Source organism: Gemmatimonadota bacterium (assembly GCA_030747075.1).
In the GTDB taxonomy this organism is placed as follows: Bacteria; ARS69; ARS69; order ARS69; family ARS69; genus ARS69.
This window is the reverse complement of sequence record JASLLL010000007.1, coordinates 1-26,335: the sequence shown is the minus strand read 5'-3', so window position 1 is coordinate 26,335 and position 26,335 is coordinate 1. Positions and strand designations below refer to the sequence as shown.

Below are 26,335 nucleotides of genomic sequence, written 5' to 3'. Positions count from 1 at the left end.
TTCGGGCATTGCTTTCCGCGGGCCGACGCTGTCGAGAGACAGAGGACGGAGGATGTTCTCCTTTTGGGGTGAGTCGGTCAAAGACCCCGGTCCGGTTTCGCACCGAGGCCGTTCCAGTTCCGGCGCGTGCGCGTCGGGACAGGGGCGGCCTCACCTCTTTTGGGAAGGTTCTTTCCGAGGCGTACTCATGAAGATCGTGGCCGTGATTCCCGCGCGAATGGGCTCCGTCCGATTCCCGGGGAAGCCGCTTGCGCCCATTCTTGGCCAACCGCTTCTTGCGTGGGTGGTGGCGGTGGCGAAGGCATGTCGGAGCGTGGATCGCGTGATCGTGGCGACGGACACGCCGGAGATCGCCGTTGCGGCCGAGAAGGCAGGTGCGGAAGGGCGAATGACTTCCCCGGAGCACCGGACGGGTACGGACCGTGTGGCCGAAGCGGTGCGGGACACGGAGGCGGACATCGTGTTGAATGTTCAGGGAGACGAACCGACGCTCCTGTCCACCGATCTGGATGCTCTGTTGGCGGTCTTTTCAGATTCGACCGTGGATATGGCCACGCTGGTCGTTCGAGGTGCGGACGCTGCGCGACGATCGGATCCGGATTCAGTAAAAGTGGTGACGGACGATGACGGCAACGCGCTTTATTTCTCCCGGGCGCCGGTCCCGTATTGCGCGCCGGTTGCATGCGGGGATGCTGACGGCCGGAGGGGTGCGGACGCTGCGACGCTCCTTCATGTGGGCGTGTATGCATTTCGACGGGCTGCGCTGGAGCGGTTTGTCTCGGCAGAGCGAACAGGGCTGGAGGAGCTTGAGGATCTGGAGCAACTCCGCGCGCTTCGAATGGGCTGGAAGATCCGTGTCGTGGAGGTTGAAAAGGAACCATTGGGCGTCGATCGACCGGAGGATATTCCCGCGGTCGAGTCATGGCTGAAGGCTCGGGGACAGGGGGTTGGGCGTTGACGAAGTATGTGATCGTGACCGGTGGCGTCGTTTCTTCGCTCGGCAAGGGAGTCGCGGCCGCGTCGCTCGGGATGTTGCTCAAGCGGCAGGGCTTTTCCGTCACTCTCTTAAAGCTCGATCCGTACATCAATGTGGATCCCGGAACGATGAATCCCTTTCAGCACGGAGAAGTCTTCGTCACGGACGATGGCGCGGAGACGGATCTGGACCTCGGGCACTACGAACGCTTCCTCGATCAGGCGTTCTCCCGCGACAACAATGCCACGGCAGGTCAGATCTACCACCGGGTGATCTCCAAGGAGCGACGCGGGGACTTTCTGGGGGGAACGGTTCAGGTCATTCCCCACATTACGAATGAGATCAAGGACCGCATCCGTCGCCTTTCCGACGAAGACCAATGCGATGTTGTGATCGTTGAAATCGGCGGGACGGTGGGAGATATCGAGAGCCTGCCATTCCTGGAGGCGGTTCGGCAGTTGCGTCTGGATGTGGGGTCGGAGAATGCGGTCTTTGTGCATGTGACGCTGGTGCCGTTTATTCGCGCGGCGGACGAGATGAAGACCAAGCCCACGCAGCACTCCGTCCGGGACCTCCGACAGATCGGGGTTCAGCCTGATGTTCTTCTCTGTCGTTCGGAGATGCCCATTCCGGAGGCCGTCCGCGAGAAGATTGCTCTCTTCTGCAATGTAGACCCCAAGGCCGTGATCGAAGCGGTGGATGTTCCCACGATCTATGAGATTCCGCGCCGGTTTCACGCGAGTCCACTGATGGAGATCATCGGAGGGAAGCTGGGGCTGGAGGCTCCCATGCCCGACATCAGCGAGTGGAACGCGTTTCTGGATCGCATGAAGGAGTGTCGGGAGCGGGTGGAGATCGCGGTCTGCGGGAAGTATGTGGAACTTCAGGATGCCTACAAGTCCATCCATGAGGCGTTGGGGCACGCGGCGGTTCACCACGGAAGGAAACTGGCTGTCCGGTGGGTGGACTCGGAAGAACTGGAGAATGGGTCGGCGGAGGACGGACTGCGCGGAGTGGACGGCGTCCTGGTGCCGGGTGGATTCGGCTCTCGCGGGATTGAAGGGAAGGTCGCCGCCGTTCAGTACGCGCGGGAGCACGGCGTGCCCTATTTCGGCATTTGTCTCGGGATGCAGGTGGCGGCTGCGGAAATCGGCCGGAATGTGGTGGGCCTGACCGGGGCCACATCGACCGAGTTCGACCCGGACACCCCGCATCCTGTGATCGATCTTCTGCCTGAACAGAAGGGAGTGGTGGACATGGGAGCCACCATGAGACTGGGAGCCTGCGAGTGCGAGCTTGCTCCGGGGACTTTGGCGGCAGAGGCTTACGGTACCCGGACCGTTAGCGAGCGGCATCGACACCGGTTCGAGTTCAACAAGAACTACGAAAGTCAGTTTGAAAAGGCAGGGGTCGTATTCAGTGGTCGCTGGTCTGACAAGGGACTGGTCGAAATCATGGAACTGCCGGGGCACCCGTGGTTTGTCGGGTGTCAGTTTCATCCGGAGTTCCTGTCGCGCCCGGAACGGCCTCACCCGCTTTTCTCCGGGTTTGTGGGCGCCTGCGCAGAGCACGCCTCCAGCGTGGACGGGGCGGCGGCGGAGGAGACCCCGACGGATTCTGTTCCCGAAAGCGCAGTGGGAGAGAGCGTGTGAAGTCCGTGACGATTGGCGGGTTCCGTGCGGGCGAAGGGGATCTCTTTGCGATCGCCGGGCCTTGCGTCATCGAAAGCGAAGAGCTTTGCCTTCGCGTGGCGGAACAGCTTCGCTCCGTGGCGGACCGCACGGGGGTTCCCGTGGTCTTCAAGAGCTCGTTCCTGAAGGACAATCGCTCCTCGGAGGAGTCCTTCCAGGGACCGGGTCCCGAGGAAGGGCTGCGCATACTGGCAAAGGTCCGGGACGAGACCGGGCTTCCCGTTCTGTCGGATGTGCACGACCTGTCGGATGTGGCGCCTGCGGGGGAAGTCCTCGATGTGATTCAGATCCCGGCTTACCTGTGCCAGCAGACTCGCCTGCTTCTGGCCGCCGCCCGCACAGGAGTCGTGATCAATGTGAAGAAGGGACAGTTCATGGCGCCGGAGGACATGGCGGCGGCAGTGGGAAAGATTCGTCGCGGGGGGAATGATCGGATCCTTCTGACGGAGCGGGGAAGTTCCTTCGGCTACCGGAATCTGGTGGTGGATATGCGGTCGATCGCGAAAATGCAGCAACTCGGGGTACCCGTGGTCATGGATGCGACACACGCCGTCCGGATTTACGGGGTTCGATCGGACGATCCGCTGGGCGGGGAACCGGAGTACATCGAGATGCTCGCGAAGGCTGGTGTGGCGGCGGGCGCGGACGGGGTCTTTCTGGAGACACACCCGAATCCCGCCGACGGTCTGTGCGATGCCATGAGCATGCTGGCGCTGGATCGGATGGAGGGGGTCCTCCTCCGCCTGAAGCGGATTCATGACGCGGTTGCGGAACGCGTCATCAGCCGGGATGAGACGGTGTGAAGACGCGGAACGGGAGCGTCCTTCCACCCGCCGCGACGCTTGCGAATATGGGAGCGGAGGTCGTGGCGCGGGAAGCGGACGCGCTGCGGATGCTGAGCGCGACGCTTTCCGGTGAGGCCGCGGGCGCATTTGCGCGCAGCGTCGAGACGCTGCATGACACAGTGACCGGGGGAGGTCGGATCCTTCTGACCGGTCTGGGGAAGTCCGGCTTCGTGGGTCGCAAGGTTGCGTCCACCTTGTGCAGCACCTGGGCGCCGGCCGTGTTCCTGCACCCTTCAGAAGCTGCGCACGGAGACCTTGGGCTGATTACCCCCGGAGATGCACTGGTGGTGATCTCCCGGAGTGGATCTGTCGAGTCGCTGGAATCGCTGCTCTCCACAGCGCGAAGAAGGGGCGTTCCTGTTCTGGGCTGGACATCGGTGGCGGAGTCCCCCCTGGCCAGGGAGGCCGAGGTGGCCATCGTCCTGGAGGTGGGGGCGGAAGCGGATCCCGACACCCTCATCCCGTCGGCTTCGTCCACCGCCGCCATGGCGCTCGGCGATGCCGTGGCCATTGCCCTGTTCCGCGCCCGCGGGTTGGCCGCAAAGGACTTCGCGATGCTCCATCCGGGGGGGATTCTTGGAAGGCGCCTTGCGCGACAGGTGCGGGACTTCATGCACGAAGGGGAGGCTCTTCCCCGAGTGAACGGACAGACTTCTCTGGTGGATGCGTTGCAGGAGATTTCGGACAAGAGACTCGGACTTGCGGTCATTGCGGACGCGGAGTGCGGGACGCTTCGGGGAGTCCTTACCGACGGTGACATTCGGCGCGCCCTTCAGGAGAACCCCGATGCATTGCGTCGCCCCGTCTCAGAGGTCATGACGACCGATCCGCGCACGATCGCCCCGGAGGAACCCGTGGCGAGGGCCGTTCGAGCGATGGAGTCCCCCGATCGCCGCATCACGAGCCTGATCGTGGTCGATGCGGAGAATCGGCCGATCGGGATTCTGCACCTCCACGACTGTCTGGGAGGCGAGGCGAGGTAGTCATTTCCTCGTGGCGCAGGACCGGGTGTCCGCGCTAGATTCCGTTTCGGGAGGGCCTGCGCGCTTGAGAGGACGGTTTCGCCGCGAAAAGCGGCTTCTCTTCTATCTGGGAGTCCGGGCTTTGCGGGGCTTCGTGCGTTGCGTTCCAAGGCGCGTTGCGCACGCGTGTTTCGCGCTTCTCGGAGATGGGGTGCGATTGGTGGATCGTCCCGCAGTCGGTCGCTCCCGAACCCATTTGAACATTGCGTATGGAGAGGAACTTTCGCACGCCGAGCGGGATCGCATCGTGCGGCGGATGTTCCGAGCGCTGGGCCGGAATGTCGTGGACCTTCTCCGGATGCCGGATATGTCACGCGAGGATCTCAAGGCCGCAGTTCGCTTTGAGGGACTGGAGCATCTGGAAGAGGCCGTGGCCACCGGTCGCGGGGTCGTGGCGCTCTCCGGGCACATGGGAAACTGGGAGATCCTCGGGGCGGCACTCGCCGCACGCGGGGTACCGCTTCATGTGGTGTCACGCCGCGCTTTCGATCGTCGCGCGGGTTGTCTTCTGGACAGGTGGCGGAAGGGAGCGGGGGTGCAGGTGCACCGGAGAGAGGGCGGACTGACGGGTGTCCTCCGCGCTCTGCGGCGGGGCGAGGTAGTGGGGGTGCTTGCGGATCAGGACACCGCCGGCGAAGGCGTCTTCGCACCCTTCTTCGGAACGCCCGCACGCACCCCGACCGGGCCGTTCATGCTGGCCCGGCGGACGGGCGCACTCCTTTTGCCGATCTGGATTCACATGGATGCCGCCGGAATCCATCGCGTTCGGGTTCACCCGGGAGAGGAGCCGCACCCGGACAAAGACTCGGCAGAGGCTTGCCGCCAGGATGCGACACGCTGGAACCGGCACATGGAGCGCAGCATCCGGTCCTGCCCGGAGCAGTGGGTCTGGTTCCATCGACGCTGGAAGAGTACGCCCCCGGCGGAGTTGCCAGAGCGGCGCCAGAGGGCAAAGGGGGCTCTTTCGCGGTGGAGATCCCGCCGATTCCACCCGATGAACAGTGGAGGGGCGCTGATCCTGCTGGGGTTGCTCTGCGGGGTTCTCCTCGGAGGCTCGGGTTGTCTTCAGTCGCGAGAGGAGCCGGGCGAACCTCCGGCAAGAGGCCGCCCGACCGAGGGAATGCGCAGCGTTCGCCTTCAGAACTACCGTGTGGGAATGACGCGCTGGGTTCTTCATGCGGATACAGCCTCGGTGTATCGGGATTCGAAGAAACTGGTGGCCCGAGCCGTGACGATCGATTTCTTCGAAGAGGAAGAGCATGTGTCGAAGCTGACTGCTGACGAAGGCACGCTTCATCAGGCTTCCGACGATCTGGAGGTCCGTGGGGATGTCGTGATGGAATCGGATGACGGCGTGGTACTGGAGACGGATCTCCTCTTGTGGGATCATGGCGCGTCGCGCATTCACACGGAGAGCTTCGTGAAGATCCTTCGTGAGGAAGATGTCCTGACGGGCTGGGGGCTGGAAGCGGACCCGGGACTCGACCGTGTGGAGATCCTGAAGGATGTTCGAGGAACGCTCCGGAGCGAACCGGAGGAGATCCTGGACGAGGACGAGCAGGGAGACTCATGACGAGCATTGCCAAGCGGGCACAGGAGCTTCGCAGCGAAGGCCTGGTGAAGAGTTATCGTGGCCATCGCGTTGTGGATGAGGTGGACATTTCGGTGCGCCGCGGGGAAGTGATCGGTCTGCTCGGTCCGAACGGAGCGGGGAAGACGACCACCTTCTACATGATGACCGGTCTGATCCCGACGGATGCCGGGCGCGTCATGATGGATGCCGAAGAGGTGACGCGCCTTCCCATGTACCGTCACGCTCGCAAGGGGATTGGGTACCTTCCGCAGGAGGCGTCCATTTTTCGCGGACTTACCGTGCGGGACAATGTGATGGCCATCCTGGAGACGCTGCCCGGAAGCCGGAAGGAGCGGGAGGACCGGCTGGAGGAGTTGTTGGAGGAATTGAAGATCCGTCACCTCGCTTCTCAAAAGGCGCACACCCTCTCGGGTGGTGAGCGGCGCCGTGTGGAGATCTGCCGGGCTCTTGTGACAGCTCCGGCGTTCCTTCTCCTGGACGAACCTTTCGCGGGGATTGACCCCATCGCGGTGGGGGATATCCAGGAGATCATCGCGGGACTGAGGGACAAAGGGCTGGGAATCCTGATCACAGACCACAATGTCCGGGAGACCTTGCACATCACCGATCGGGCGTACATCCTCTTCAAAGGACGCGTGCTGATCTCAGGGACTTCAGAGGAGCTTGCGGAGAACCCGGAAGCGCGGGCCATCTATCTCGGGGAGAGGTTCCGCTTGTAGAACGCGGGCATCGGAGAATCATGGATCTCGGACTTCGTCTCAGTCAGAAACTGGCACAGAAGCTGGTGATGACGCCACGCCTTCAGCAGGCGTTGAAGCTGCTTCAGATGCCATCTCTGGAGTTGTCGCAGCACATCAAGGAAGAGTTGCTGGCGAACCCGCTGCTCGAAGTCGCGGAGGATGCGGAGGAAGAGCGCAAGGACTCCTCCGAGACTCCGGAGGCGGAATCCGCCCCGGACTCTCCGGCGGACGACACAGAGGCTTCACAGCCCGAGGAAGAGGTCAACTGGGCGGACTATTTCGACGACGGCTTCGAGTTTACCGACGGGGCCCGGACGATCCGTGAGGACCTCGAGTTCCATGAGCGTGATCAGGTGGGGCGCTCCACGCTGGGCGAAGAACTGACCGAGCAGCTGCGCATGAACGAGGAGGATGAAGAGATCCTTCGCGTCGCGGAATACATCGTGGGCTGCCTGGATGACAAGGGGTTCCTGGTCGTTCCGATGGAGGAGATTGCGGAACAACTCGCGGTGGATACGGATCTGTGCGAGCAGGCACTGCGCACCGTCCAGCGACTGGACCCTCCGGGCGTGGGAGCGCGGGATCTTCGCGAGAGCCTTCTCATTCAACTGGAGGTACTCGGACAGGGAGATTCCCTGGCGGCGTGCATCGTCCGGCATCACTTTGAGGCGTTTCTCCGCCGAAAGTACCAGGAGATCGCCAGAGCACTCCGCGTGAAGGTGGAGGATCTCCAGGACGCCGAGAGGGATATCCGTGGGCTGAATCCCAGGCCGGGCGCTCAACTGGCGCTGGATGACGCCCGCTATGTCACTCCCGATCTTGTCGTGGAGAAGGTAGAGGGAGAGTATGTCGTGTCCCTTTTTGACGGCAGCGTGCCGCGTCTTCGGATCAGCCGGAAGTATCAGGAGATTCTGCGCAGGGGCACGCCAAGGGAGACCGCGTCCGCGAACGGCAAGCCGAAGCCGGAAGGAGACTCCCGCAGGAAGGAAGAGGTGGACTTCGTTCAGCAGAAGCTCCAGTCGGCGAGTTGGCTGATTCAGACCATTGAACAGCGTCGCCGAACCATGATCCGGGTGATGGAAGCCATTGTGGAAGTGCAGCGGGACTTCTTCGAGAAAGGCCCCGGGGCTATGCGTCCCCTCACGCTGCAGAATGTGGCGGACCGGATCGAGATGCACGAATCCACGGTGAGCCGGGTGACGACCAACAAGTATGTCCAGACGAACCGGGGTGTGCTCCCGCTGAAGCACTTCTTCTCCAGTGGTCTGGAGACGGAGTCGGGAGATTCCGTATCTTCGAAGATGGCGCAGGAGAGAATCCGAGATCTTATCGAAGGGGAGAACAAACAGAAGCCACTGTCGGACCAGCGGATTGCGAATCTTCTTCGGGAAGATGGCGTGATCGTGGCGCGGAGGACGGTGGCCAAGTACCGTGAGAAGATGGGACTGCTCACGGCACGGCTCCGCAAAGAATACTGACCGCTCTCGACAACCGGGGAGGTTTCCATGAAGACGACCATCACCGCCCGACATTTTGATCTTTCGCCGGAACTGAGGGACCATGTGGAAGGCCGTCTGGATCGGTGTGAGAAGTTCACCGACGGGTTGATCAAGGCTCATGTGGTGCTGGTGACGGAGAAGTACCGCCATACTGCGGAGGTGTCCATCCATGCAAGACACGGGGGATTCACCGGGAAGGCGGAGTCGGACGATATGATGGTGTCCGTGGATCTGGCGGTGGAGAAGATTGAGCGCCAGATCAGGAAGCAGGCCGACAAGATGCACGACCACAACCGGGGCGAACGCGCCGGAGTGGTGCCAGGGATGGAGGCGAACATCCCCGAGGATGCCGGAGAGGCCGAGGATTGGGAGGAGACCGCAGAGCTCGACTGATGCGGGTGACTTGCGTGGCGGTTCAGGCCGGGAAAGGGAGGGCAGCTGATGCGCGGAATCTCCGCGATGAAGCTCTTCGAGGATAAGGTGGTCGATCTCGATCTCGAGATGGTCACCGAGATCGAGAAAGCGCGTCTCCCGATCACGGTGAGTGATGTGAACCGCCCGGGTCTGGCTCTGGCCGGTTTCACCGAGAACTTCCTCTTCGAGCGAATCCAGATTCTGGGTGAGACGGAAATGCTCTACATGGGCACCCTTTCTCCGGAGAAGCAGGAAGAGGCGTATGACCATCTGTTCGAGCAGGATCTCCCGTGCGTGATCCTCTCGAAGGGGTTGCCGGTTCCGGACCCATTGCTCGCAAGGTGCATAAAGGGGTCGGTTCCGCTTCTTCGCACGAAACTCTCCACGACCCCGTTCATTCATCTGCTGACCGCGTATCTGAACGAAGTGTTCGCGCCCCGGATGACGCTCCACGGTTCTCTGGTGGATGTGTATGGCGTGGGCCTTCTCCTGACGGGCGAGAGCGGAATCGGCAAGAGCGAGACGGCGCTGGACCTGGTGGAGCGCGGCCACCGCTTGGTCGCGGACGATATCGTGATTGTGAGTCGGCGGCCTCCCGCGGTGCTGGTCGGGAGTTCCAATGAGTTGCTGGGACACCGTATGGAAATACGCGGGGTGGGCATCGTGGATGTTCGCCGGATGTTCGGAATCCGGGCCACACGCATGCGCAAGAGAATCGAGGTGGAGGTACGGCTCGAACACTGGGACCCGGAAGAACGGTACGAGCGACTCGGGCTGGATGACCGCACCACTTCCATACTGGGAGTTCGCGTATCTCATGTCACCATTCCGTTGATCCCCGGGAAGAATGTCTCCGTGCTCGCGGAGGTGGTGGCCATGAACCACCTGATCCGGTCCGGCGGGCACAGTCCGGCGGCGGATCTCGATGCGCGCCTGCGCCTCTTGATGGAAGAACAGCGCACGGCCGCCGAGGTCGGGGACGCAGGGGATACGGAGTGATCGCGGAGCGGCCCGAATGATCCGACGGACGGTGAAGATCCCCAACACCCTGGGGATGCATATGCGCGCCGCCAATGTGTTCGCTCTCGCGGCGGCCCGTTACGGGAGTGTGGTTCGCGTCACGCGGGGGGAACTCACGGTCAACGGAAAGAGCATCATGGGGCTCATGATGCTGGCCGCGCCGCTCGGAACCAGGATTGTCATCGAAGTGGAAGGCGTCGACGAAGAGAAGGGCGTGCAGGAACTGGTGGATCTCGTGGAGTCGGGTTTCGGTGAAGGCGTGAATGGGGGCGACGCGTGACTGAGCGGAAGATCTCGCACGATCCGGCGGGGATGATGGGACTGGTGGCCGGGTTCGGGGAGCAGTTGCGCAGTGCCGCGTTGCTGGCCGCCGACGGGCCGTCGCTCATGGAGGGCGTCTCGCCGTCGCGGATCTATGTGGCCGGCATGGGCGGCAGTGCGATCGGGGGCGACTACCTTCGTGCGCTGATGGCGGACCGCTGCCCGACACCTGTCGAAGTGGTGCGATCCTACACGCTTCCGGCAGGGGCGGATCCTTCGGCTTTCGTCTTCTTTGTCAGCTATTCGGGGAATACGGAGGAGGTTCTGTCCTGCTGGGCGGAAGCGAGAACTCGCGGAGTCCCGGGATGCGCCGTCACAAGCGGAGGCGCACTGGCAGAGGCGGCGGCTGCTGCCGGCGTCCCCACCCTCCGAATCCCGGGTGGTCTTCCCCCGAGAGCGGCGCTGGGTTGGACATCGGTTCCGCTGCTGCACGCGGTGGCCGAGGCGGGGCTGATCGAGCAGGACGGGAATGCGCTGGAGGAAGCGGCCACCGTGGTGGAGGAGATCGTGTCGGAGAGCGGTCCGCACGCAACCGGGGAGAACCGGGTGGCCCAGTGGGCGGAGCGAGCGGCCCGGGGACTCCCGATGATCTATGCGTCCGCCGGGTTGACAGCCCCGGGCGTCACGCGGTGGGTGTGTCAACTGAATGAGAACGCGAAGCTTCTGGCGCACGGGTGCTTGTTGCCGGAGCAGAACCACAACGAGATTGTGGGGTGGGAGGTTCCCTCCAGAGCCGGAGAGATGGCGGAGGTGGCATTCCTGAATGACTCAGGCGTTCATCCTCGGGTTCGTCTTCGCATGGAGATCGTGGCGGCTTCCGTGGAGGCCGCCGGAGGCCGCCCGACCTGGTTTTCGTCCCGGGGGCAGAGCGCAGTCGCGCGTCTTTACTCGTTGTCGATTCTTGGTGATCTGGCCAGCCTCTGGGCTGCGTCGGCCCGGAGTATCGACCCGACCCCCGTCGACAGCATTGTGCGTCTCAAGCAGGATCTTGCGTCCGCAGAGAAGCGGGGCTAGTCTGTCGGGCTCGTCGTGCCGTCGGGGCCACGATGACTGACAGAATGACTCGAAATCATCCAGGGAGTGCGGGAAGGAGCAGGGCCATGTCGGACAGGTATCTATTCACATCGGAATCGGTGACGGAGGGACATCCGGACAAAGTCGCCGACCAGATCTCCGACGGTGTTCTGGACGCACTGCTTGAACAGGACGCGCAGAGCCGGGTCGCATGCGAAACCATGGTGACGACAGGCATCGCGATTGTGTCGGGCGAGATCACCACGAAGGCCTATGTCGAGATCCCGGACATTGTCCGCAATACGCTGCGGAAGATCGGGTATGACAGTTCTTCCTACGGGATCGACTGGGAAACCTGCGCCGTGATGACCACGATCGATCGCCAGAGCGAGGACATCGCTCTGGGGGTAAACGCCGGCGAAGGCCTTCACAAGGCACAGGGCGCGGGGGATCAGGGCCTCATGTTCGGTTACGCCACCGATGAGACCCCGGAACTGATGCCACTCCCCATTTCGCTTGCGCACGGCCTCTGCCGGCAGCTTGCCAGCGTGCGGCATTCCGGCGAAGTGGACTTCTTCTGTCCTGACGGCAAGTCGCAGGTGACGGTCGAGTACGAGGGAGACAGGCCTGTCCGCATCGACACGGTGGTTGTCTCTACGCAGCACAAGCCGGATGTCACACACGATCAGATAGAGGCGGCGGTTCGAGAGACGGTCATCGATCCCGTTCTTCCGAAAGAACTGGTCGATCCCTCCCGCCCCGTCACTTTCCATGTGAACCCCACGGGGCAGTTCGTCGCGGGCGGTCCCCATGCGGACTGCGGTCTGACGGGCAGGAAGATCATCGTCGACACCTATGGCGGCATGGGACGACACGGTGGCGGGGCGTTTTCGGGGAAGGATCCGTCCAAGGTGGATCGCTCGGCGAGTTACGGGGCGCGCTATGTCGCGAAGAACCTCGTGGCGGCCGGACTGGCGCGGCGCTGCGAAGTGCAGGTGGCTTACGCGATCGGAGTTGCGGAACCCGTTTCCATCCGTGTGGAGACCTTTGGGACAGGGGTTCTTCCGGAGACGGAGATTACGCAACTGGTCCGCAACACATTCGACCTGACTCCGGCGGGCCTCATCGGAGGGATGGATCTCCTTCGGCCCATCTATCAGAAGACGGCCGCGTACGGGCACTTCGGGCGAGAAGGCGAGGCACTCCCGTGGGAGGAGCGGGATCGGGTGGAAGCGCTGACCGCGGCCCGCTAGAGACGCGGAGAGGTTGGCCGCTTACTTCCGCGTACGCCAGAGACCGACGGCACCGCCCGCCGTGAAGACGAGATTGGGAAGCCAGGCGGCCAGTGTCGGCGGGAGCGTTCCATTGTAGCCGAAGGTCTTCCCGATCTCGAGCAGGATGTAGTACAGGAACCCCACCAGGAGCGCAATCCCGAACCCCAGCGCATGACCCCCTCTGCGAATGGCGCTGGTCAGCGGAGCCCCCAGGAGCACAATCACAAAGCACGAGAACGGGAACGAGAATCTCATGAGGCGATCCACCCGGAGGCGGCGGACATCGCCGCCGGATAGTGCCGTTCTTCGTGTGTGCTCGGTGAGTTCGGAAAGGGTCATCTCGTCGGGGGCTTTGCGCGTCTTGAGAAAGTCCGAAGGGGTCTCACGAATCTCCGGAATGGACTGGTTCAGGAATGCGCGCGCGTCGATTCCGGCTTCGTGGAAGGTGCGGATGTAGCCGTTTCGAAAGACCCAGCCATCATCGCCGTAGTCGGCAGTCTCCGCATCGATGCGTCGAACCAGCGTTCCTTCGGAAAACTGCTGCACGACGACATCACTCATGTGTCCCTTCAAACCGTCGAAGCGTCCTATGAGGAAGAATCGGCCGTCCTCTCCGAGAAAGTTCAGGTCTGACCGGGAAGTGCCCTGGACGCGAGGCCGCCCCTTGATGACATGGTTGTAGATCTCGTGGGAGGTGCGGTTTCCGCGGGGGACGAGTTCCGAAGTGAAGAGGAACCCTCCCGCGCTCACAAGGAGACCTGTCAGGAGAACAGGCAGCAGGATTCGGTAGAGGCTGATTCCGCTTGTCGTCATGGCGATGAGTTCATTCCGACGAGCCATTCCTCCCAGAGAGAAGAGGATGCCGATGAGGGTTGCGATGGGGAGCGTCAGCAGGAAGATGTAGGGCATGGTCGCGGCGTAATACTCGAGAATGGTGGCGGGCGGAATCTCATGGTCGATGAAGGTGTCCAGCCGTTCAAAGAGATCCACCACGATGGCGACCGTCAGAAAGACGAGGGCGGATCCACCGAGGGGCGCCAGAAAAGTACGCACGATGTAGCGGTCGAGAATGGTCACAGGCGAACTCGTCGGTGAAACGGGAAGCGATGATCGCGCTTGAGAATCCCGAGGAAGCCGACCACAGCCAGAAGACCGTTGATGCCCCACATTCCCATGGCTGGAGAGACCAGGCCGCGGTCTCCCAGTTTCTCGCCACCCAGCGTGGACATATAGTACACAAGGAAAAATGCGAATGAGAGCCCGGCTGCCATTCCCGCTCCGCCACGGCGGAACCGCGCACCCAGGGGGGCGCCGACGAGTACAAAGACAATGCAGGCGAACGGGAAGGAGTACTTCTTGTGGATCTCGACTTCATAACGGTGGATGTCGCGGGTCTTTCGATCCATGCGCCTGTCCAGACTGCGGACTCTTCGGGCGAGGATCCGCGCTCGGGAAACAAATTCCCCCGGCCGGACAGAGGCATCGGGGGTGTCTGTCTCAACACTGGCTTGAAGAAGTCGTCGAACGCCGTCGAGATTTCGCTGCGTCTCGGCGCGCAGTGAATCGCTGAGAGCTTCTCTCTCCGTTCGGAACTCCGCGGTCAGTTCCCGCATTCTCGCGGAGGATAGCTCTCGGTCCCCCCGGGTGGATTCGCCCCTTCGTTCCAGTTTGGTCCCGAGATTGTCGAAGACCAGATCATGGGTCTCAAAGTCGAGGAGGAAGTAGCTGTGCTGGTCCTGTGCATCGACTTCATGAATCTCCCCGTCGAACAGGCGGATGGTGAGGCTGTTGCCGTCATCCTCGGAGAGGACCTGCCCGTGGGGAGCGTGAATGGTCCGGGGTGATTCGACCGGGTCCAGAACATGGATCGTGACATCGTGAAGGGCATCGGTGCCTTTCTCCACCTCTCTCACGAGAATGCTGTATCCGTCGAAGTCATCCATGAAGACCCCCTCACGAATGGCAATCGTGGGCCGCATCTTGTGGATGTCGCCGGTGAGCGTCTTGAGGCGATGGTTGGCTTCCGGAAGGACTTCGTTGTTGTAGAACACCAGTGCGACTGACAGCACGGCGGCGGCCCCGAGAACAGGAGCCAGCACTCGGAAGAAGGACACCCCGCCCGCGTGCATGGCATCCAGTTCCCGGTCCTGGGAGAGTTTGCCAAAGGCCATGACCACGGCGACCAGCACCGCCATGGGAAAGGTGAGCGCAAGAATCCAGCCCAGCGAAAGGAGAAAGGTCTCACCGACGGTGGGGAAGTCAAGATTGCGTGAGGCAAAGAGATCCAGGAAATCCACAAGAACCCTCATCACGAAAATGAAGGTAATGGTGGAGGAGGCGAAAAAGAATGGCCCCGCGTGCCTCTTCAGGATATAACGATCCAGCGTGTTCATGAGCGATTCTGGGTGACCTCCCAATGGCGAGAATGAAGCGTAATGGGCCTCCAGGGATCGGGCAAGGGCCACTTGGGGTTGATGCAGGGGGTCGATGCCGGAAAAGCGAAACCCTGGCAGCCCCGGGGTGGTTCAATTCAGGACTCTTGAGGCGCCGACCTTTGGACCCGATCTCTGAGGCGTGATGACGATCCTCGCGGCCCGCTTTCTGCCCGGATTCCGAACGCGAATCCTTCTTCTGGGGACCTGCGTGCTGTTTGCCGGATCTGCCCAGGTCGCGCGAGCGGACTTCCTGTCGTCACGGATTGAAGGCACGCAGTTCTGGATGCCGCCGGGCGTCCAGGGCCCCGAGCCCATCGCGTCGCTGCATTCCCCCGTGCGGGGAGGCCTCCTTCGGATCAAGAGCACCCGCATCCGGGATGAAGCGGAACTGGATCTTCTTGGCGGCCGCATGGTGGTGTACAGGCGATATGGCTCCGTGGACATGGCCCCGGTCTGGGTCGAGGATCTCCGGACGATGATCGGCGCGGCGGCGGTACACTCCGCCCGGGAGGTGTGGATGGATGTGCTTCGCCGGGAGACCTCCGCCAGAAGGGGAGATCAGCATGCGGGCCTCATCTCGATCGACATTCCGGTGGAGTTCCCCGATGCGCTCGCAGACATCATCGGACAGGGCGCGCGCCTGAACCTGACCGGGTCGGAGCGCATCACATTCTCCGGCACCTCCAACATCATTGAGGGCGGCCCGACTTACGAATCCGGGAACCCGTCCGCGTTCCCGGATCTGGACATGAAGCAGCACCTCAAGCTGAATCTGGACGGAACGATTGGGCGGAAAATCCATGTGTTGGTGAATCATGACAGCGAGGTCAGCACCGATCTCGACAACAAGATTCAACTTCGCTATGACGGCGACGAAGATGAAATCGTCCAGAAGATTGAGATGGGCAACACGGATCTCTCTCTTCCCGGGTCCGAGTTTCTTAGCTTTCGAAAGTCTCAACAGGGGCTGTTTGGTGCGAAGGCCCAGGGCAGCCTGGGGCCGCTGAACCTGACGGTCATTGCGTCGAAGCAGGAAGGGAAGACCGCCAGCCAGACCTTTGTCGGGCGTGCCCGCAGAGACTCGGTCACAGTGCGGGACATCGACTACATCAAGCGGCAGTACTTTTGGATCGACACGCCGGAAGTGCTGGCGATGAACTCGGACCCCGGCGACGGTGCGGCAGTGCTGCCTCTCGGGGGAGAGGGTTTTGACCTCTTCATGGATGATCGGGACGCCCAGAACAACTTCACGAATACCTTCATTGCGAATGCGTGGATCGATGTGGTGGATACCACTTCCGCGAACTTCACCGGGTTCTTTACGCGCCTGGAGGAGAATGTGGATTATCAGGTGGACCGTCAGTCGGGGAATGTTGTCCTCACGCGTCCGCTGGATGACCGCTACGCATTGGCGGCGCACTATGTCCGGGCGTCGGGAGACAGCGTGGGGGCCCTGAGCGTTGCGGAGGGAGACACGATCTCCCTCAAGCTCTTGCGGCCTCCGCAGTCGGAACTGGACGACGACGCGAAGGGATTCGTCCGCGCCCGAGCTTACGAGCAGAAGAACATCTATTTCCTGGGTGCGCGAAATATCGTGCCCGAAGGGTTCGAACTGGTGATCCGAAGGAAGGGCGCCACGGCCGGGGAACCGGACGAGGACATTCAGATTGACGAGGCCAACGCGGCGAATAACCAGGAGTTTGTGAGGATCATGGGGCTCGACTACCGAGGCCTTGCGGATGACATTCCGGATCTTCGCGTCGAGCCGGAGTTCGTTGATTATGAAGCCGGGACGATCACCTTTCCCAACATTACGCCGTTCGCGCCGGACTCTTCCTCGATCAATGTGATCGTGAGTCCTTCGCAGGTATCCACGGGGCGGTCCTCGGAGCCGGGTGTTCCGCTGGCGGAAGACAACGGGGCGCTCTACTCGCTTCCTCCGGATGAACTCTACAATCAGGATCGCTACTACATTGAGACGAAGTACACGACGCCGACCCCCACCTACAGCCTGAACCGGTTCAACATCCTGGAAGGATCGGAGCGCGTACACCTGAACGGTCGGCTCCTCAATCGCGGCTCCGACTACGATATTGACTACGACTACGGCATTCTCACCTTCCGAACGGCGGACGCCAGCCTTCCTGACGCGGAGATCTCGGTGGACTTCGAGTTTGTCCCGCTCTTCGGGCAGGCGAAAGAGTCACTCCTGGGGCTGTCGGGAACCTACAACTTCGGCCCGCGCACCCACCTGAGTTCGTCCCTGTTGTTCTTCACGAAAGCCACTCCGGAGGAGCGCCCGAAGCTCGGGCAGGAACCCACACGGACCTTTGTCGGGAATCTCTACGGGCAGTGGGTGAAGGAGCCGGACTTCCTCACCTCGCTGGCGAATGCCATTCCTCTGGTTCGAACAGACGCCAAATCGGATGTGCAGCTTCAGGGCGAAGTGGCGTTCTCCATGCCGAATCCAAACACGAAAAACCAGATCTACATCGACGACATGGAAGGAGTGGAAGACAGCCGGGAGCTCTCTCTTGCCCGGGGAACATGGCATCCGGCGTCGGAACCGGTGGGGATGGAGTATCTGCCGAGGACAGTCTTCAACTGGTACAACCCCGAGAATGTTGTTCGTCGAAAGGATGTGTACCCGCAGGTCGCGGACGAACGGGAAGGGCAGGACTTTATCCAGATTCTGGAGTTCAGAACGCGGGAGACGGCGTCCCCGGACTCATCGTGGGTGGGCATCATGCGGAATCTCTCCATGACAGGCGAGGACTACACGGAGAAGAAGTTCGTGGAGATCTGGGTGGACGATCTTGGCGGGTACGAAGGAGTGATGACATTCGACATCGGGGAGATCAGCGAAGACCACTATCTGGAGTCGGAGGGACTTCAAAAGGGACGGGGCTTTCTCGACACCGAGGACTTTGATCCGTTTGATGGATCGCTGACGGTCAGTCGAGAGGATCTGGGGCTGGACAATGTTCAAGGGACGGACGGTAGCGGGTCGGAAGGGGACGATGGAGACGACGACTTCTTCTTTGAGCGAACTTCCACTCCGGACTATACGCAGATCAACGGAACGGAAGGTAACAGCCGTCTCGATACGGAAGACACGGACGGAGACAACTTCCTTGATACAGACAATAAGTACCTGTCGTTCGAGATCGATCTGTCGGACACGCTGGGAAGCCCGTACCTGGTCCAGCGGAACTCCGAGGTGACTGGCGAGGCCGACAATTACTGGAGGCTCTACCGGATTCCTATCGATGATGGAGTGCCCGTGGGCGGTGTGGTTCGACGCAAGGCTGTGAAGTATGCGCGCCTCTGGTTCGAGGGCCTTTCGGAAGACGCCGGCGTGAAGGCACGCGTGGCGTCGATCAAGATCGTGGGGGCGGCATGGGTGGAGGAAGCCATGGCCACCAATGACACGGTAGAACCCGTGCCGGAGTCCGAGGATGCCGGATCGTTCCTCATCAATGTGAAGAACACCAAGGAAGACGACGACTACTTCCCGCCCTTCGATCCCGGCAAGGACCAGAGCAACGAAGAGAAGCGCGAACAGAGCCTCGTGGTGCAATACAGCGAGATTCCCTCCGGATCCGTGACGGAGGGGAGACAGGGGAGCGCCTACAAGGAGATCCTGGATACAGGCGACGGAACGAGTACCAACTTCACCCAGTACGAGACCATGAGCTTCTATCTTCGGGATGGCGCAAGGGATCGCGCGGGAGCGGTTCGGCCGGGCTTTGATCCGGTGGAGGGCTCTACAGGGACCTTCTTCTTTCGATTCGGAGCGGACACGCTGAACTTCTATGAGTTCGCGACGGTTCCCGACAGTTCCTGGCAGGAAGTCAATATCCCGTTGGACGAACTGGCCGTCTTGAAACTCGACGCACCGGAGACCACTCTGACCGTGGAGGGTGCGGTGGTCGAATACCGGGAGATGATCGTGGACGGAGACACATTGTCCGTCTACGGGGCCCCGTCGTTGACGCGTGTGAGACGCATGACGGTCGGCGTGCGTGGAGATGATCCGGCTCGTCCGGAAGTCTCCGGCGAGGTCTGGTTCGATGAGATTCGTCTTCGCTCGGTGAAGAAGAAGCGTGGTGCGGCGGCGAGGCTCCACGGAAGCGCCCGAGTGGCGGACCTGTTGACTCTGGACGGCGGAATCCGGCGAGTTGGGTCGGAGTTTCGCAGGATCGAGGGCGAGCGACACGGGAGCGATGAGTTTTCCTGGAATGCTCGGGGGGATCTCAAGTTAAACAAGTTCATTGACGGGAGAGGTCTGTCCTTTCCCATCAGCGGGTCGTACGACTTCTCGGAGTCGGTGCCGCTTCTTTCTCCGAACTCGGACATCGAGTTGATTTCCGATGAGGACAAGATGAACGCAAGGACCGTTCGAAGGAAGTCCTCCTTCTCGGCTCGAATTGCAAAGACGCGACAATCCTCGAATCCCTTCATCCACTACACGCTGGACAACCTGAGTCTGAGCTATGCGCGCACAAACAGCAGGAACCGCACTCCCTTCCTGGCAAGTCGGGGGCATACAGCCACCGGGCAGACGACCTACAACCTCACTCCGGGGCGAGCCCGGTCCATTCGCCTGCTGAAGACCTTCGACTTCAACTACTTTCCCACGCTGAAACTCGGGATCAACGGGAGCCTCAACGGCACAGAGTCGAGCGATATTCGGCAGGGGGCGACGGGCAATGCCGTGTACTCCCCGCGTGCGCCGGTTCGGAATCGCCTACTGGAGGGATCCCTGGGATTCCAGTGGGATCCTCTGCGCTCGAACTCTTTCGACAGTCAGTTTGCGTTCAACAAGCGGCAGGATCTGGATCTGCGGAAGGATCTGTCGCTTGTGGAGAGTTTCCAGGCAGGCGGAAGGGAACTCCGACGGGATCACAATATGCGGGTCAGCTGGAGGCCGGGTTTTGTTCGGTGGCTTCGGCCGGTGATGTCGTACGACTCCAACTATCAGGAGGATCAGGGGCCGGGCGCCCAGGCGGCGGATACGGAGTTGCGCCTGAGAAGAGTGCAGAACGCAAGTACAAGGGAGATTTCAAGCAGCCTGAATCTCCGGCAACTCTTCCGGTCGAAGGGAGGCGGCAGTCCTTCCGGGGGGAGTACCGGACGGCGAAGACCCGTTTCCGGGTCCGGCAAGGAGACGGGTGACGAGGAGGCCGGGGAAGAGGAGCAAGGAGATCCCGCGTGGAAGCAGGTGCTGAACGGCGCGCGCGGCGTGGCCCGGATGGTGGGGGACATTCGGTACTCGTATTCGGATCGGCGCTCCTCCCGCTTCAGCCGCGTGGGAGCAAGCCCGGGCCTTGGCTATCAGATGGGGCTGTCGGAGTTCGATTCCGGGCTTTTGGTCCTTCCCGAGATTGGGGGGGCCAGTCTGATCGAGGACAATACGGATCGGAGCCGCTCCAGCAAGCTGGACACATCCTTCTCCCCGACCTCTAACATTGTGACGAACTGGCACTACACGAAGAGAACGACCCGCAAGGTTCTCAACGCGACCCGTACAAGAACGGAAGATGTGACCTTCCCGGATGTTGCGCTCAGCATCGACGGTCTGGAGAAGCGGTTCTTTCTGCAAAGATGGGCGCGTTCGTCCAACCTCTCTTCGTCCTTCCGGAGGGAGTCGAAGCGCAGCGGTCGTATCTCCGATGAAGCGGCGCCGCTCCCTGAAGGGACGAAGTGGTACGACTCCGACGCCACGCGATCGGACTTCACGCCACTCGTCTCCTGGAGCACGAACTGGAAGGGCGGTGTAAACACGACGCTCACGGTGAATCGCGGGGTGGCATTGGACGAGTCGGAGTTCAACTCGGTGGTCTCCAGTACGCGCACCACCAACAACGCGTTCCGAATGAACGCCCGATACAGCTTTTCCGCCCCGCGCGGACTCTCCCTGTTCGGCGGGAAGCGGCTTCGCTTTCGCAGCGATCTGACGCTGAACTTCGATTTTGACCGCAGCGAGGACAAGGTGGAGGAGACTCAGACTCAACCGGACGGAGAGGCAACGACCACCGTGCGAAGTCATCGGAAGTCGCTGGGAATCAAGCCGCGGGCCACCTACAACTTCTCGCGGAAGATTCAGGGGAGTCTGGACCTGAGCTACAGTCGCACAGAGGATCTTCTGCGAGATCGCACTGACACCTCCATCAGCGTGGCGGTGGAAGCACTCATCAAGTTCTGACGGATGGGTCTTGCCGTGGGTGATGAAGTACGAAGTGCCGGAGGAAAGTGAATGCAGGTGCCCGAGCGAGCGTGGAGAGCGGCGGGGACGGCCCTGGTCGTCCTGTGCACGGGGTGCGGAGATGCGCCGCCCCGTGTCGTGGATGGAGAGGATTGCCTGGCTCTGGTTCGCACGCAGGTGGCCGCAGGGCCGCGAGTCCCCGGAACCGCAGGTCACCGGGAGACCGAGGCGCTCATCATCCGCCATCTGGAGGCCACTGCGGAAGTGGTGCGCGTCCATTCGTTTCAGATCATCTCTCCCTGGGACTCCTCCGAGGTCGTCTTGCGGAACATCCTCGGCGTCTTCCGCCCCGAGAGTCCCGTTCGGATTCTACTCGGAGCGCATTGGGATACACGCCCCGGGGCGGACCGCGAGGAAGATCCGGCGCGTCGGCATCTGCCGGTGCCGGGCGCGAATGACGGTGCTTCGGGGACGGCGGTACTGCTGGAAGTGGCCCGGGCGTTGGCCGACCAACCGCCTTCGATCGGCGTGGATCTGGTCTTCTTTGACGGAGAGGATCTCGGGCTCGACGGCCAAGCGGAGACTTTCGCGCTGGGGTCCGCCGGGTTTGTGCGTGACCACCCATCGTACCGACCGGCCTTTGCGCTGATTGTGGACATGGTCGGTCGTGCGGGCACGCGAATCCCCCGGGAGGCGCTTTCGGCCGCGTCAGCCGGGGCGCTGGTGGAGTGGGTCTGGAGGATCGGCCGGGAAGCCGGAGTGTCGGTCATGGCGGATTCGCTGGGTGGCCCGGTCTACGACGATCATGTCGCGTTTCTCCGTGCGGGGGTCCCGGCACTGGATCTGGTGGATTTGGCGGACCCCGCGTGGCACACGACGGACGATCTCCCGGCAAACTGCTCCCCGCTGGCTCTGGAGGAGACTGCACGATGGGTCCTTGCCGTGATCGCAGAGGCGGAGCGGACCCTTTCCCCTTGACAGCAGCCTCCGGAAGCGGCAAGTTTCCGACCGGCTCCGGGGGTTCTCCGGGGCTTTCTTCTTGTCAGCCGGAAACAGCCCCCGGGAGGAGAGATGCAAACTCGAGAACGGGAGCTGTTCGTCCGCCTGGAGGACTGTGTCGCGGCCCAGGGTGCGGTTCTGGTGGACCTGGTCCTGGGGAGAGCGGGCCGCCGGGAAGTCATGCGGCTGGTGATCCACGCGGAAGAGGGCGTGACGCATGAGCTCTGCGGGCAGGTAACCTCCGCCGTGGCCCGCGAACTGGATGCAGGGGACTCGCCTCCTGACCACTATGTGCTGGAGGTGACTTCTCCGGGGCTGGGCCGTACGATGAGAAACGAAGAGGAGTTTGACCTTTTCAAAGGGCGTCGGGTCCGCGTCCGGACGAAGATGGAAGATACGGAGCGGGAACTCCTCGGGGTCTGCGCCGGGACTCGAGGAGAGAGCGTTGTGATTGGGACGGAAAGTGAGGGGGAAGTGGCGATCCCCTGGTCGGAAGTGAACAAGGCACAGCTTGATCCGGACGAACCCCGATCCGGTGGTCCCGGGGGGAAGAGAGAATGAACTACGAAGTGCTGGAAGCTCTCGGTCAGATTGCCCGGGAGAAGAATGTCGAGAAGGAACTTGTCGTGGAGACTCTGCGAGCCGGAATCGTGTCGGCTGCGCGGCGAAGGTACGGTTTGAATGCGGATATCCGCGTGGAGTTTGACGGCCAGACCGCTGGCATGAAGGTGACCTATGTCCGTCAGGTCGTGGACGATCTCACGGACCCCGAACTGGAGATCGAGTTCGACGACGCTCGCCTGATCGATCCGGAAATCCGGACGGGAGGGGAACTGAGCGTGGAGTTGGCCTTCGAGGAGTTCGGGCGCAATGCCATTCAGGCCGCGAAGCAGGTGGTCGTTCAGCGTGTCCGCGAAGCGGAGCGCATGAAGGTGTTCGACACCTACCATGGCCGCGTGGGCGAGATCGTCACCGGCAGCGTTCAGCAGGTGAGCCGTGGGAATGTGATCGTGAATCTCGGCCGGGCGGAGGCCATGCTTCCGTTTCGCGAGCAGATTCGTCGCGAACAGTACCGCCAGGGCGACACAGTGCGGGCCATCATCGTGGAGGTGCTTCGCGAGACCAAGGGTCCGCAGATCATTCTCTCTCGTGCCTCGGGCGAGTTTCTCGCGAAGCTCTTTGAGATGGAAGTCCCCGAGATCGTGGAGGGGATCGTTCAGATCAAGGGAGTGGCGCGCGAGGCGGGCGGACGCACGAAGATTGCCGTGGCCTCCACCGAGTTCCGCGTGGACCCGGTCGGAGCGTGTGTGGGAATGAAGGGGTCGCGGGTGCAGGGGATTGTGCGCGAACTCTCCGGCGAACGAATCGATATCGTTCCCTTCTCGGAGGATCCCATTGCGTTTGTGACCAAGGCCTTGTCACCCGCGAAGATCCTGCATGTGCTCCCGGAAGAAGAGACGAAGACCATGCGCGTCATCGTGACCGAAGACCAGCTGTCGCTGGCGATTGGCAAGGGCGGGCAGAATGTTCGTCTTGCGGCCCGGCTTACCGGCTGGGAGGTGGATCTCGTGCCGGACGAGACTTCCGCAGACTCCGCTGCCGCGGAAGTGGGAGTGCCGGTCGGGGAGATTCAGGGGATCGGGCCGAAGACACTGGAGAGTCTCGTGGAAGCGGGCCTGGATACGGTGCAGGCGGTGGTACGATCTTCGCTGGAAGACCTCGTGAATGTTCCCGGCGTGGGAGATGTCACCGCGCAGAAGATCTATCTGGCTGCCGTCCAGCACATGGAAGAGGTCGAGGCGGAGAAGGCCCGTGAAGAGGCCGCCCGTGTCGATCGAGAGGCCGCGGAAGCGAAGGAAGCCGCCGATGCCGTGGCATCTCTGGCGGCGGGCCCCGTGGAAGCGGAGGAGGATCCTCCGGCGGAGAAGGAAGAGGAGGTCTTCGTGGATCCGTCGATTCAGGCCGAGGAGCAGGCATCGCTGGAAGCGGCAAGGCTGGCCGAAGAGGAAGAGATGGCCGCGCTGGATGCCGCGATGGGCTCCGGCGGAGAGTCGGTGGACACGGACGAAGCGGAGGAGCCCACGGAAGAACCGGCGGCCGAGGATTCCGGGAAGACAGAGGGGGAGTAAGCCCGTGTCACCCGTCAGGACCTGTGTGGCCTGCCGGAAGCGCGAGGAGAACACGCGTCTTCTGCGCTGGGTGGCCGGGGCGTCCGGGCCGGTTCCGGACGAAGCGGGAAGGGCCCCCGGCAGGGGGGCTTACCTCTGTCTGGATGAGGCCTGCCTGGACAAGGTGCTGAGCGTGCGAAACCGCAAGGGGCCGGATTTGCGGGGTGCGGAAATGGTGTTCCGGCTTGCGATTCGAGCGCGCCTCGGAGAGAATGTCCGGCGCAAAGCGGAGAAGCATGGAGAAACTGGCGAGGCTCCTGGGACTTGCGATGAAAGCCCGGATGCTGGCCGTGGGCTCCCGGGAGACGCGGGAAGGTCTGCGCCGCGGTGAAGTGCGCCTGGTGCTGTTGGCCGAGGATGGATCCCCGCGCGACGGGGAGCGTTTGAGAAGGATCGCGGCGGAGGGGAAAGTCCCCGTTCTTCGCGGGGGGAGCCGCCTGGAACTGGGCGGTACTCTGGGCCGAGGGGCGGTCGCTGTGGTGGGTGTGAAGGATGCAAACCTGGCGAAGGCCGTGCGCCGGGATGCGGCAGACGCGGACACGAGCCGGAAGGGGCGTGAATAATGAAGACCGGAACGGGTGAAGTGGGCCCCGGGTGGGTCCTCGCCGCCGAGCCTTCGGGATCGGGCGCGAAGACCGGCAAGGTGCGGATCTATCAGGTTGCCAGGGAACATGACGTTTCGTCGGAGGCCGTGCTGAAGATCGTGCGGGACATGGGAGTGGCCGTGAAGAGCCACATGAGCTCCATCGAAGTGGATACGGTGGAAGCCGTCCGGCTGACATTCGATCGAGAGAAAGAAGTGGCCAGGCAGGACGACGAGCGGCGGAAGGTGGTTCATCTGAAGGCGGATTCTGCAGGAAAGAGCGCGCCCTCGGCAGCGGATGTGGTGAAGGTGTCTGCGTCGGCGGGGTCTCCAAAGGACAGCAAAGCCGACAGCGCCAAGCGTCGCACGGGACGGGGTTCCCGCCGGAGAGGGCGTCCGTCGGCAGACCCGAAGGTGGTCCAGGCGACCATCCGCCAGACCATGGCGGAATCGGGGGGCAAGCGCCGACGGCACAAGAAGAAGGACCGGGCTCATGTGGAGGAAGCTGAGGACGGGAACAGGACTCTTCGGGTGTCGGAGTTCATGTCCACTTCCGAGCTGGCCGCACTCATGGAAGTGGCCGCATCCCAGCTGATCGGGAAGGCCATGGAGCTCGGCTCCATGGTGACCATCAATCAGCGTCTCGACCGCGACATGATCGAGATGCTGGCCATCGAGTTCGACCATGAAGTGGTGTTCGAGATGGACGCGGATGAAGTGCCCTACCGCGAAGAGGAAGTGGACCCGGCCACGCTGGCTCCCCGCGGACCGATTGTGACCATCATGGGGCATGTCGACCACGGAAAGACGAGCCTCCTGGACCACATCCGCAAGACGAATGTGATTGCGGGAGAGGCCGGAGGGATTACCCAGCACATCGGCGCCTACCATGTGAAGACGGCGAACGGGGATGTCACCTTCCTGGACACGCCGGGGCATGAGGCATTCACCGCCATGCGGGCTCGTGGCGCGCAGTTGACGGATCTCGTGGTTCTGGTGGTGGCGGCGGATGACTCCGTCATGCCCCAGACGGTGGAGGCCATCGATCATGCGAAGGCCGCCAGCGTGCCCATCCTGGTGGCCGTGAACAAGATCGATCGCCCGGAGGCCAACCCGGAGCAGGTGCGGCAGCAGCTCACGGGTTACGGCATCACCCCCGAGGAGTGGGGTGGAGAGAATATCGTGGTGGATGTTTCCGCGAAGACCGGCGAGGGGGTGGATCGTCTGCTGGAGATGATCCTCCTGCAGGCGGAGGTCCTGGAGCTGAAGGCCAGCCATGATTGCGCCGCACGGGGAACGATCGTGGAGGCCCGGAAGGACCGGGGGCGCGGTGTTGTGGTCACCGCCCTGGTTCAGGAAGGCACGCTTCGCGTTGGAGATGCACTGGTTGCCGGTGGCGAGTTCGGCCGCGTACGGGCCATGCACGACGAGCGCGACCATCGCGTGGAGAGCGCCGGACCCAGTCAGCCTGTCGCGGTCCAGGGGTTCTCTCAGGTGCCGCGCGCGGGAGATTCTTTCCTGGTGATGCCGTC

At 62.3% G+C, this 26,335-nt stretch carries 21 protein-coding genes; 19 read left to right on the top strand and 2 right to left on the bottom strand.

Annotated elements, in window-relative coordinates; genetic code table 11:
• Positions 1–187: 187 nt before the first annotated feature.
• The 12 genes from kdsB (at position 188) to metK (ending at position 12,389) form a co-directional block, all read left to right on the top strand.
• On the top strand, positions 188–958 hold the full coding sequence (kdsB, locus tag QF819_03785; protein ID MDP6802283.1) for a 3-deoxy-manno-octulosonate cytidylyltransferase: 771 nt from the start codon (positions 188–190) through the stop codon (positions 956–958).
• Positions 955–2,628 (top strand): CTP synthase, encoded by a 1,674-nt coding sequence (locus QF819_03780; protein MDP6802282.1) that lies wholly within the window; start codon positions 955–957, stop codon positions 2,626–2,628. Before kdsB ends, QF819_03780 begins: the two co-directional genes overlap by 4 nt.
• Positions 2,625–3,470 (top strand): 3-deoxy-8-phosphooctulonate synthase, encoded by an 846-nt coding sequence (kdsA, locus tag QF819_03775; protein ID MDP6802281.1) that lies wholly within the window; start codon positions 2,625–2,627, stop codon positions 3,468–3,470. The genes QF819_03780 and kdsA overlap by 4 nt, the downstream gene beginning before the upstream one ends.
• Positions 3,467–4,495 (top strand): KpsF/GutQ family sugar-phosphate isomerase, encoded by a 1,029-nt coding sequence (locus QF819_03770; protein MDP6802280.1) that lies wholly within the window; start codon positions 3,467–3,469, stop codon positions 4,493–4,495. Before kdsA ends, QF819_03770 begins: the two co-directional genes overlap by 4 nt.
• A 64-nt stretch (positions 4,496–4,559) precedes the next feature.
• On the top strand, positions 4,560–6,107 hold the full coding sequence (gene lptC / locus QF819_03765) for an LPS export ABC transporter periplasmic protein LptC (GenBank protein MDP6802279.1): 1,548 nt from the start codon (positions 4,560–4,562) through the stop codon (positions 6,105–6,107).
• Positions 6,104–6,847, top strand: coding sequence for an LPS export ABC transporter ATP-binding protein (gene lptB / locus QF819_03760; GenBank protein MDP6802278.1), 744 nt, complete (start codon positions 6,104–6,106; stop codon positions 6,845–6,847). The genes lptC and lptB overlap by 4 nt, the downstream gene beginning before the upstream one ends.
• A 20-nt stretch (positions 6,848–6,867) precedes the next feature.
• The gene (gene rpoN / locus QF819_03755; protein MDP6802277.1) at positions 6,868–8,346 is read left to right on the top strand and encodes an RNA polymerase factor sigma-54; all 1,479 of its coding nucleotides are present in this window, start codon (positions 6,868–6,870) and stop codon (positions 8,344–8,346) included.
• Positions 8,347–8,373: 27 nt separating this feature from the next.
• Positions 8,374–8,760, top strand: coding sequence for a ribosome-associated translation inhibitor RaiA (gene raiA, locus QF819_03750; GenBank protein ID MDP6802276.1), 387 nt, complete (start codon positions 8,374–8,376; stop codon positions 8,758–8,760).
• A gap of 48 nt (positions 8,761–8,808) precedes the next feature.
• Positions 8,809–9,780: an HPr(Ser) kinase/phosphatase gene (hprK, locus tag QF819_03745; protein ID MDP6802275.1), complete on the top strand. Its 972-nt coding sequence runs from the start codon at positions 8,809–8,811 to the stop codon at positions 9,778–9,780.
• Positions 9,781–9,796: 16 nt separating this feature from the next.
• The gene (locus tag QF819_03740; GenBank protein ID MDP6802274.1) at positions 9,797–10,081 is read left to right on the top strand and encodes an HPr family phosphocarrier protein; all 285 of its coding nucleotides are present in this window, start codon (positions 9,797–9,799) and stop codon (positions 10,079–10,081) included.
• Positions 10,078–11,136, top strand: coding sequence for a bifunctional phosphoglucose/phosphomannose isomerase (locus QF819_03735; GenBank protein MDP6802273.1), 1,059 nt, complete (start codon positions 10,078–10,080; stop codon positions 11,134–11,136). Before QF819_03740 ends, QF819_03735 begins: the two co-directional genes overlap by 4 nt.
• An 86-nt stretch (positions 11,137–11,222) precedes the next feature.
• Positions 11,223–12,389 (top strand): methionine adenosyltransferase, encoded by a 1,167-nt coding sequence (gene metK, locus QF819_03730; protein MDP6802272.1) that lies wholly within the window; start codon positions 11,223–11,225, stop codon positions 12,387–12,389.
• 21 nt (positions 12,390–12,410) lie between these two features.
• On the opposite strand, the gene lptG is transcribed toward metK, so the two are convergent.
• Entirely contained in the window at positions 12,411–13,487 is a 1,077-nt protein-coding gene (gene lptG, locus QF819_03725) for an LPS export ABC transporter permease LptG (GenBank protein MDP6802271.1), read from the bottom strand.
• Positions 13,484–14,803 (bottom strand): LptF/LptG family permease, encoded by a 1,320-nt coding sequence (locus tag QF819_03720; GenBank protein ID MDP6802270.1) that lies wholly within the window; start codon positions 14,801–14,803, stop codon positions 13,484–13,486. The genes lptG and QF819_03720 overlap by 4 nt, the downstream gene beginning before the upstream one ends.
• Before the next feature lie 184 nt (positions 14,804–14,987).
• Here QF819_03720 and sprA point away from each other — a divergent pair, with 184 nt between their 5' ends.
• From sprA to infB, 7 genes are all read left to right on the top strand, one after another.
• Complete coding sequence (gene sprA, locus QF819_03715; protein ID MDP6802269.1) at positions 14,988–21,053, top strand: cell surface protein SprA; 6,066 nt, start codon at positions 14,988–14,990, stop codon at positions 21,051–21,053.
• Between the two features lie 51 nt (positions 21,054–21,104).
• The gene (locus tag QF819_03710; GenBank protein MDP6802268.1) at positions 21,105–22,031 is read left to right on the top strand and encodes a M28 family peptidase; all 927 of its coding nucleotides are present in this window, start codon (positions 21,105–21,107) and stop codon (positions 22,029–22,031) included.
• A 93-nt stretch (positions 22,032–22,124) separates the two neighbouring features.
• Positions 22,125–22,613, top strand: coding sequence for a hypothetical protein (locus tag QF819_03705; protein MDP6802267.1), 489 nt, complete (start codon positions 22,125–22,127; stop codon positions 22,611–22,613).
• Positions 22,610–24,181: a transcription termination factor NusA gene (nusA, locus tag QF819_03700; GenBank protein MDP6802266.1), complete on the top strand. Its 1,572-nt coding sequence runs from the start codon at positions 22,610–22,612 to the stop codon at positions 24,179–24,181. The genes QF819_03705 and nusA overlap by 4 nt, the downstream gene beginning before the upstream one ends.
• Positions 24,078–24,551: a YlxR family protein gene (locus tag QF819_03695; GenBank protein MDP6802265.1), complete on the top strand. Its 474-nt coding sequence runs from the start codon at positions 24,078–24,080 to the stop codon at positions 24,549–24,551. Before nusA ends, QF819_03695 begins: the two co-directional genes overlap by 104 nt.
• Positions 24,457–24,783 carry a L7Ae/L30e/S12e/Gadd45 family ribosomal protein gene (locus QF819_03690; GenBank protein ID MDP6802264.1) on the top strand — a complete coding sequence of 109 codons (327 nt, stop codon included), beginning with the start codon at positions 24,457–24,459 and terminating at the stop codon, positions 24,781–24,783. Before QF819_03695 ends, QF819_03690 begins: the two co-directional genes overlap by 95 nt.
• On the top strand, positions 24,783–26,335 hold a 1,553-nt coding region (infB, locus tag QF819_03685), incomplete at its 3' end, for a translation initiation factor IF-2 (GenBank protein ID MDP6802263.1). The genes QF819_03690 and infB, both read left to right, overlap by 1 nt.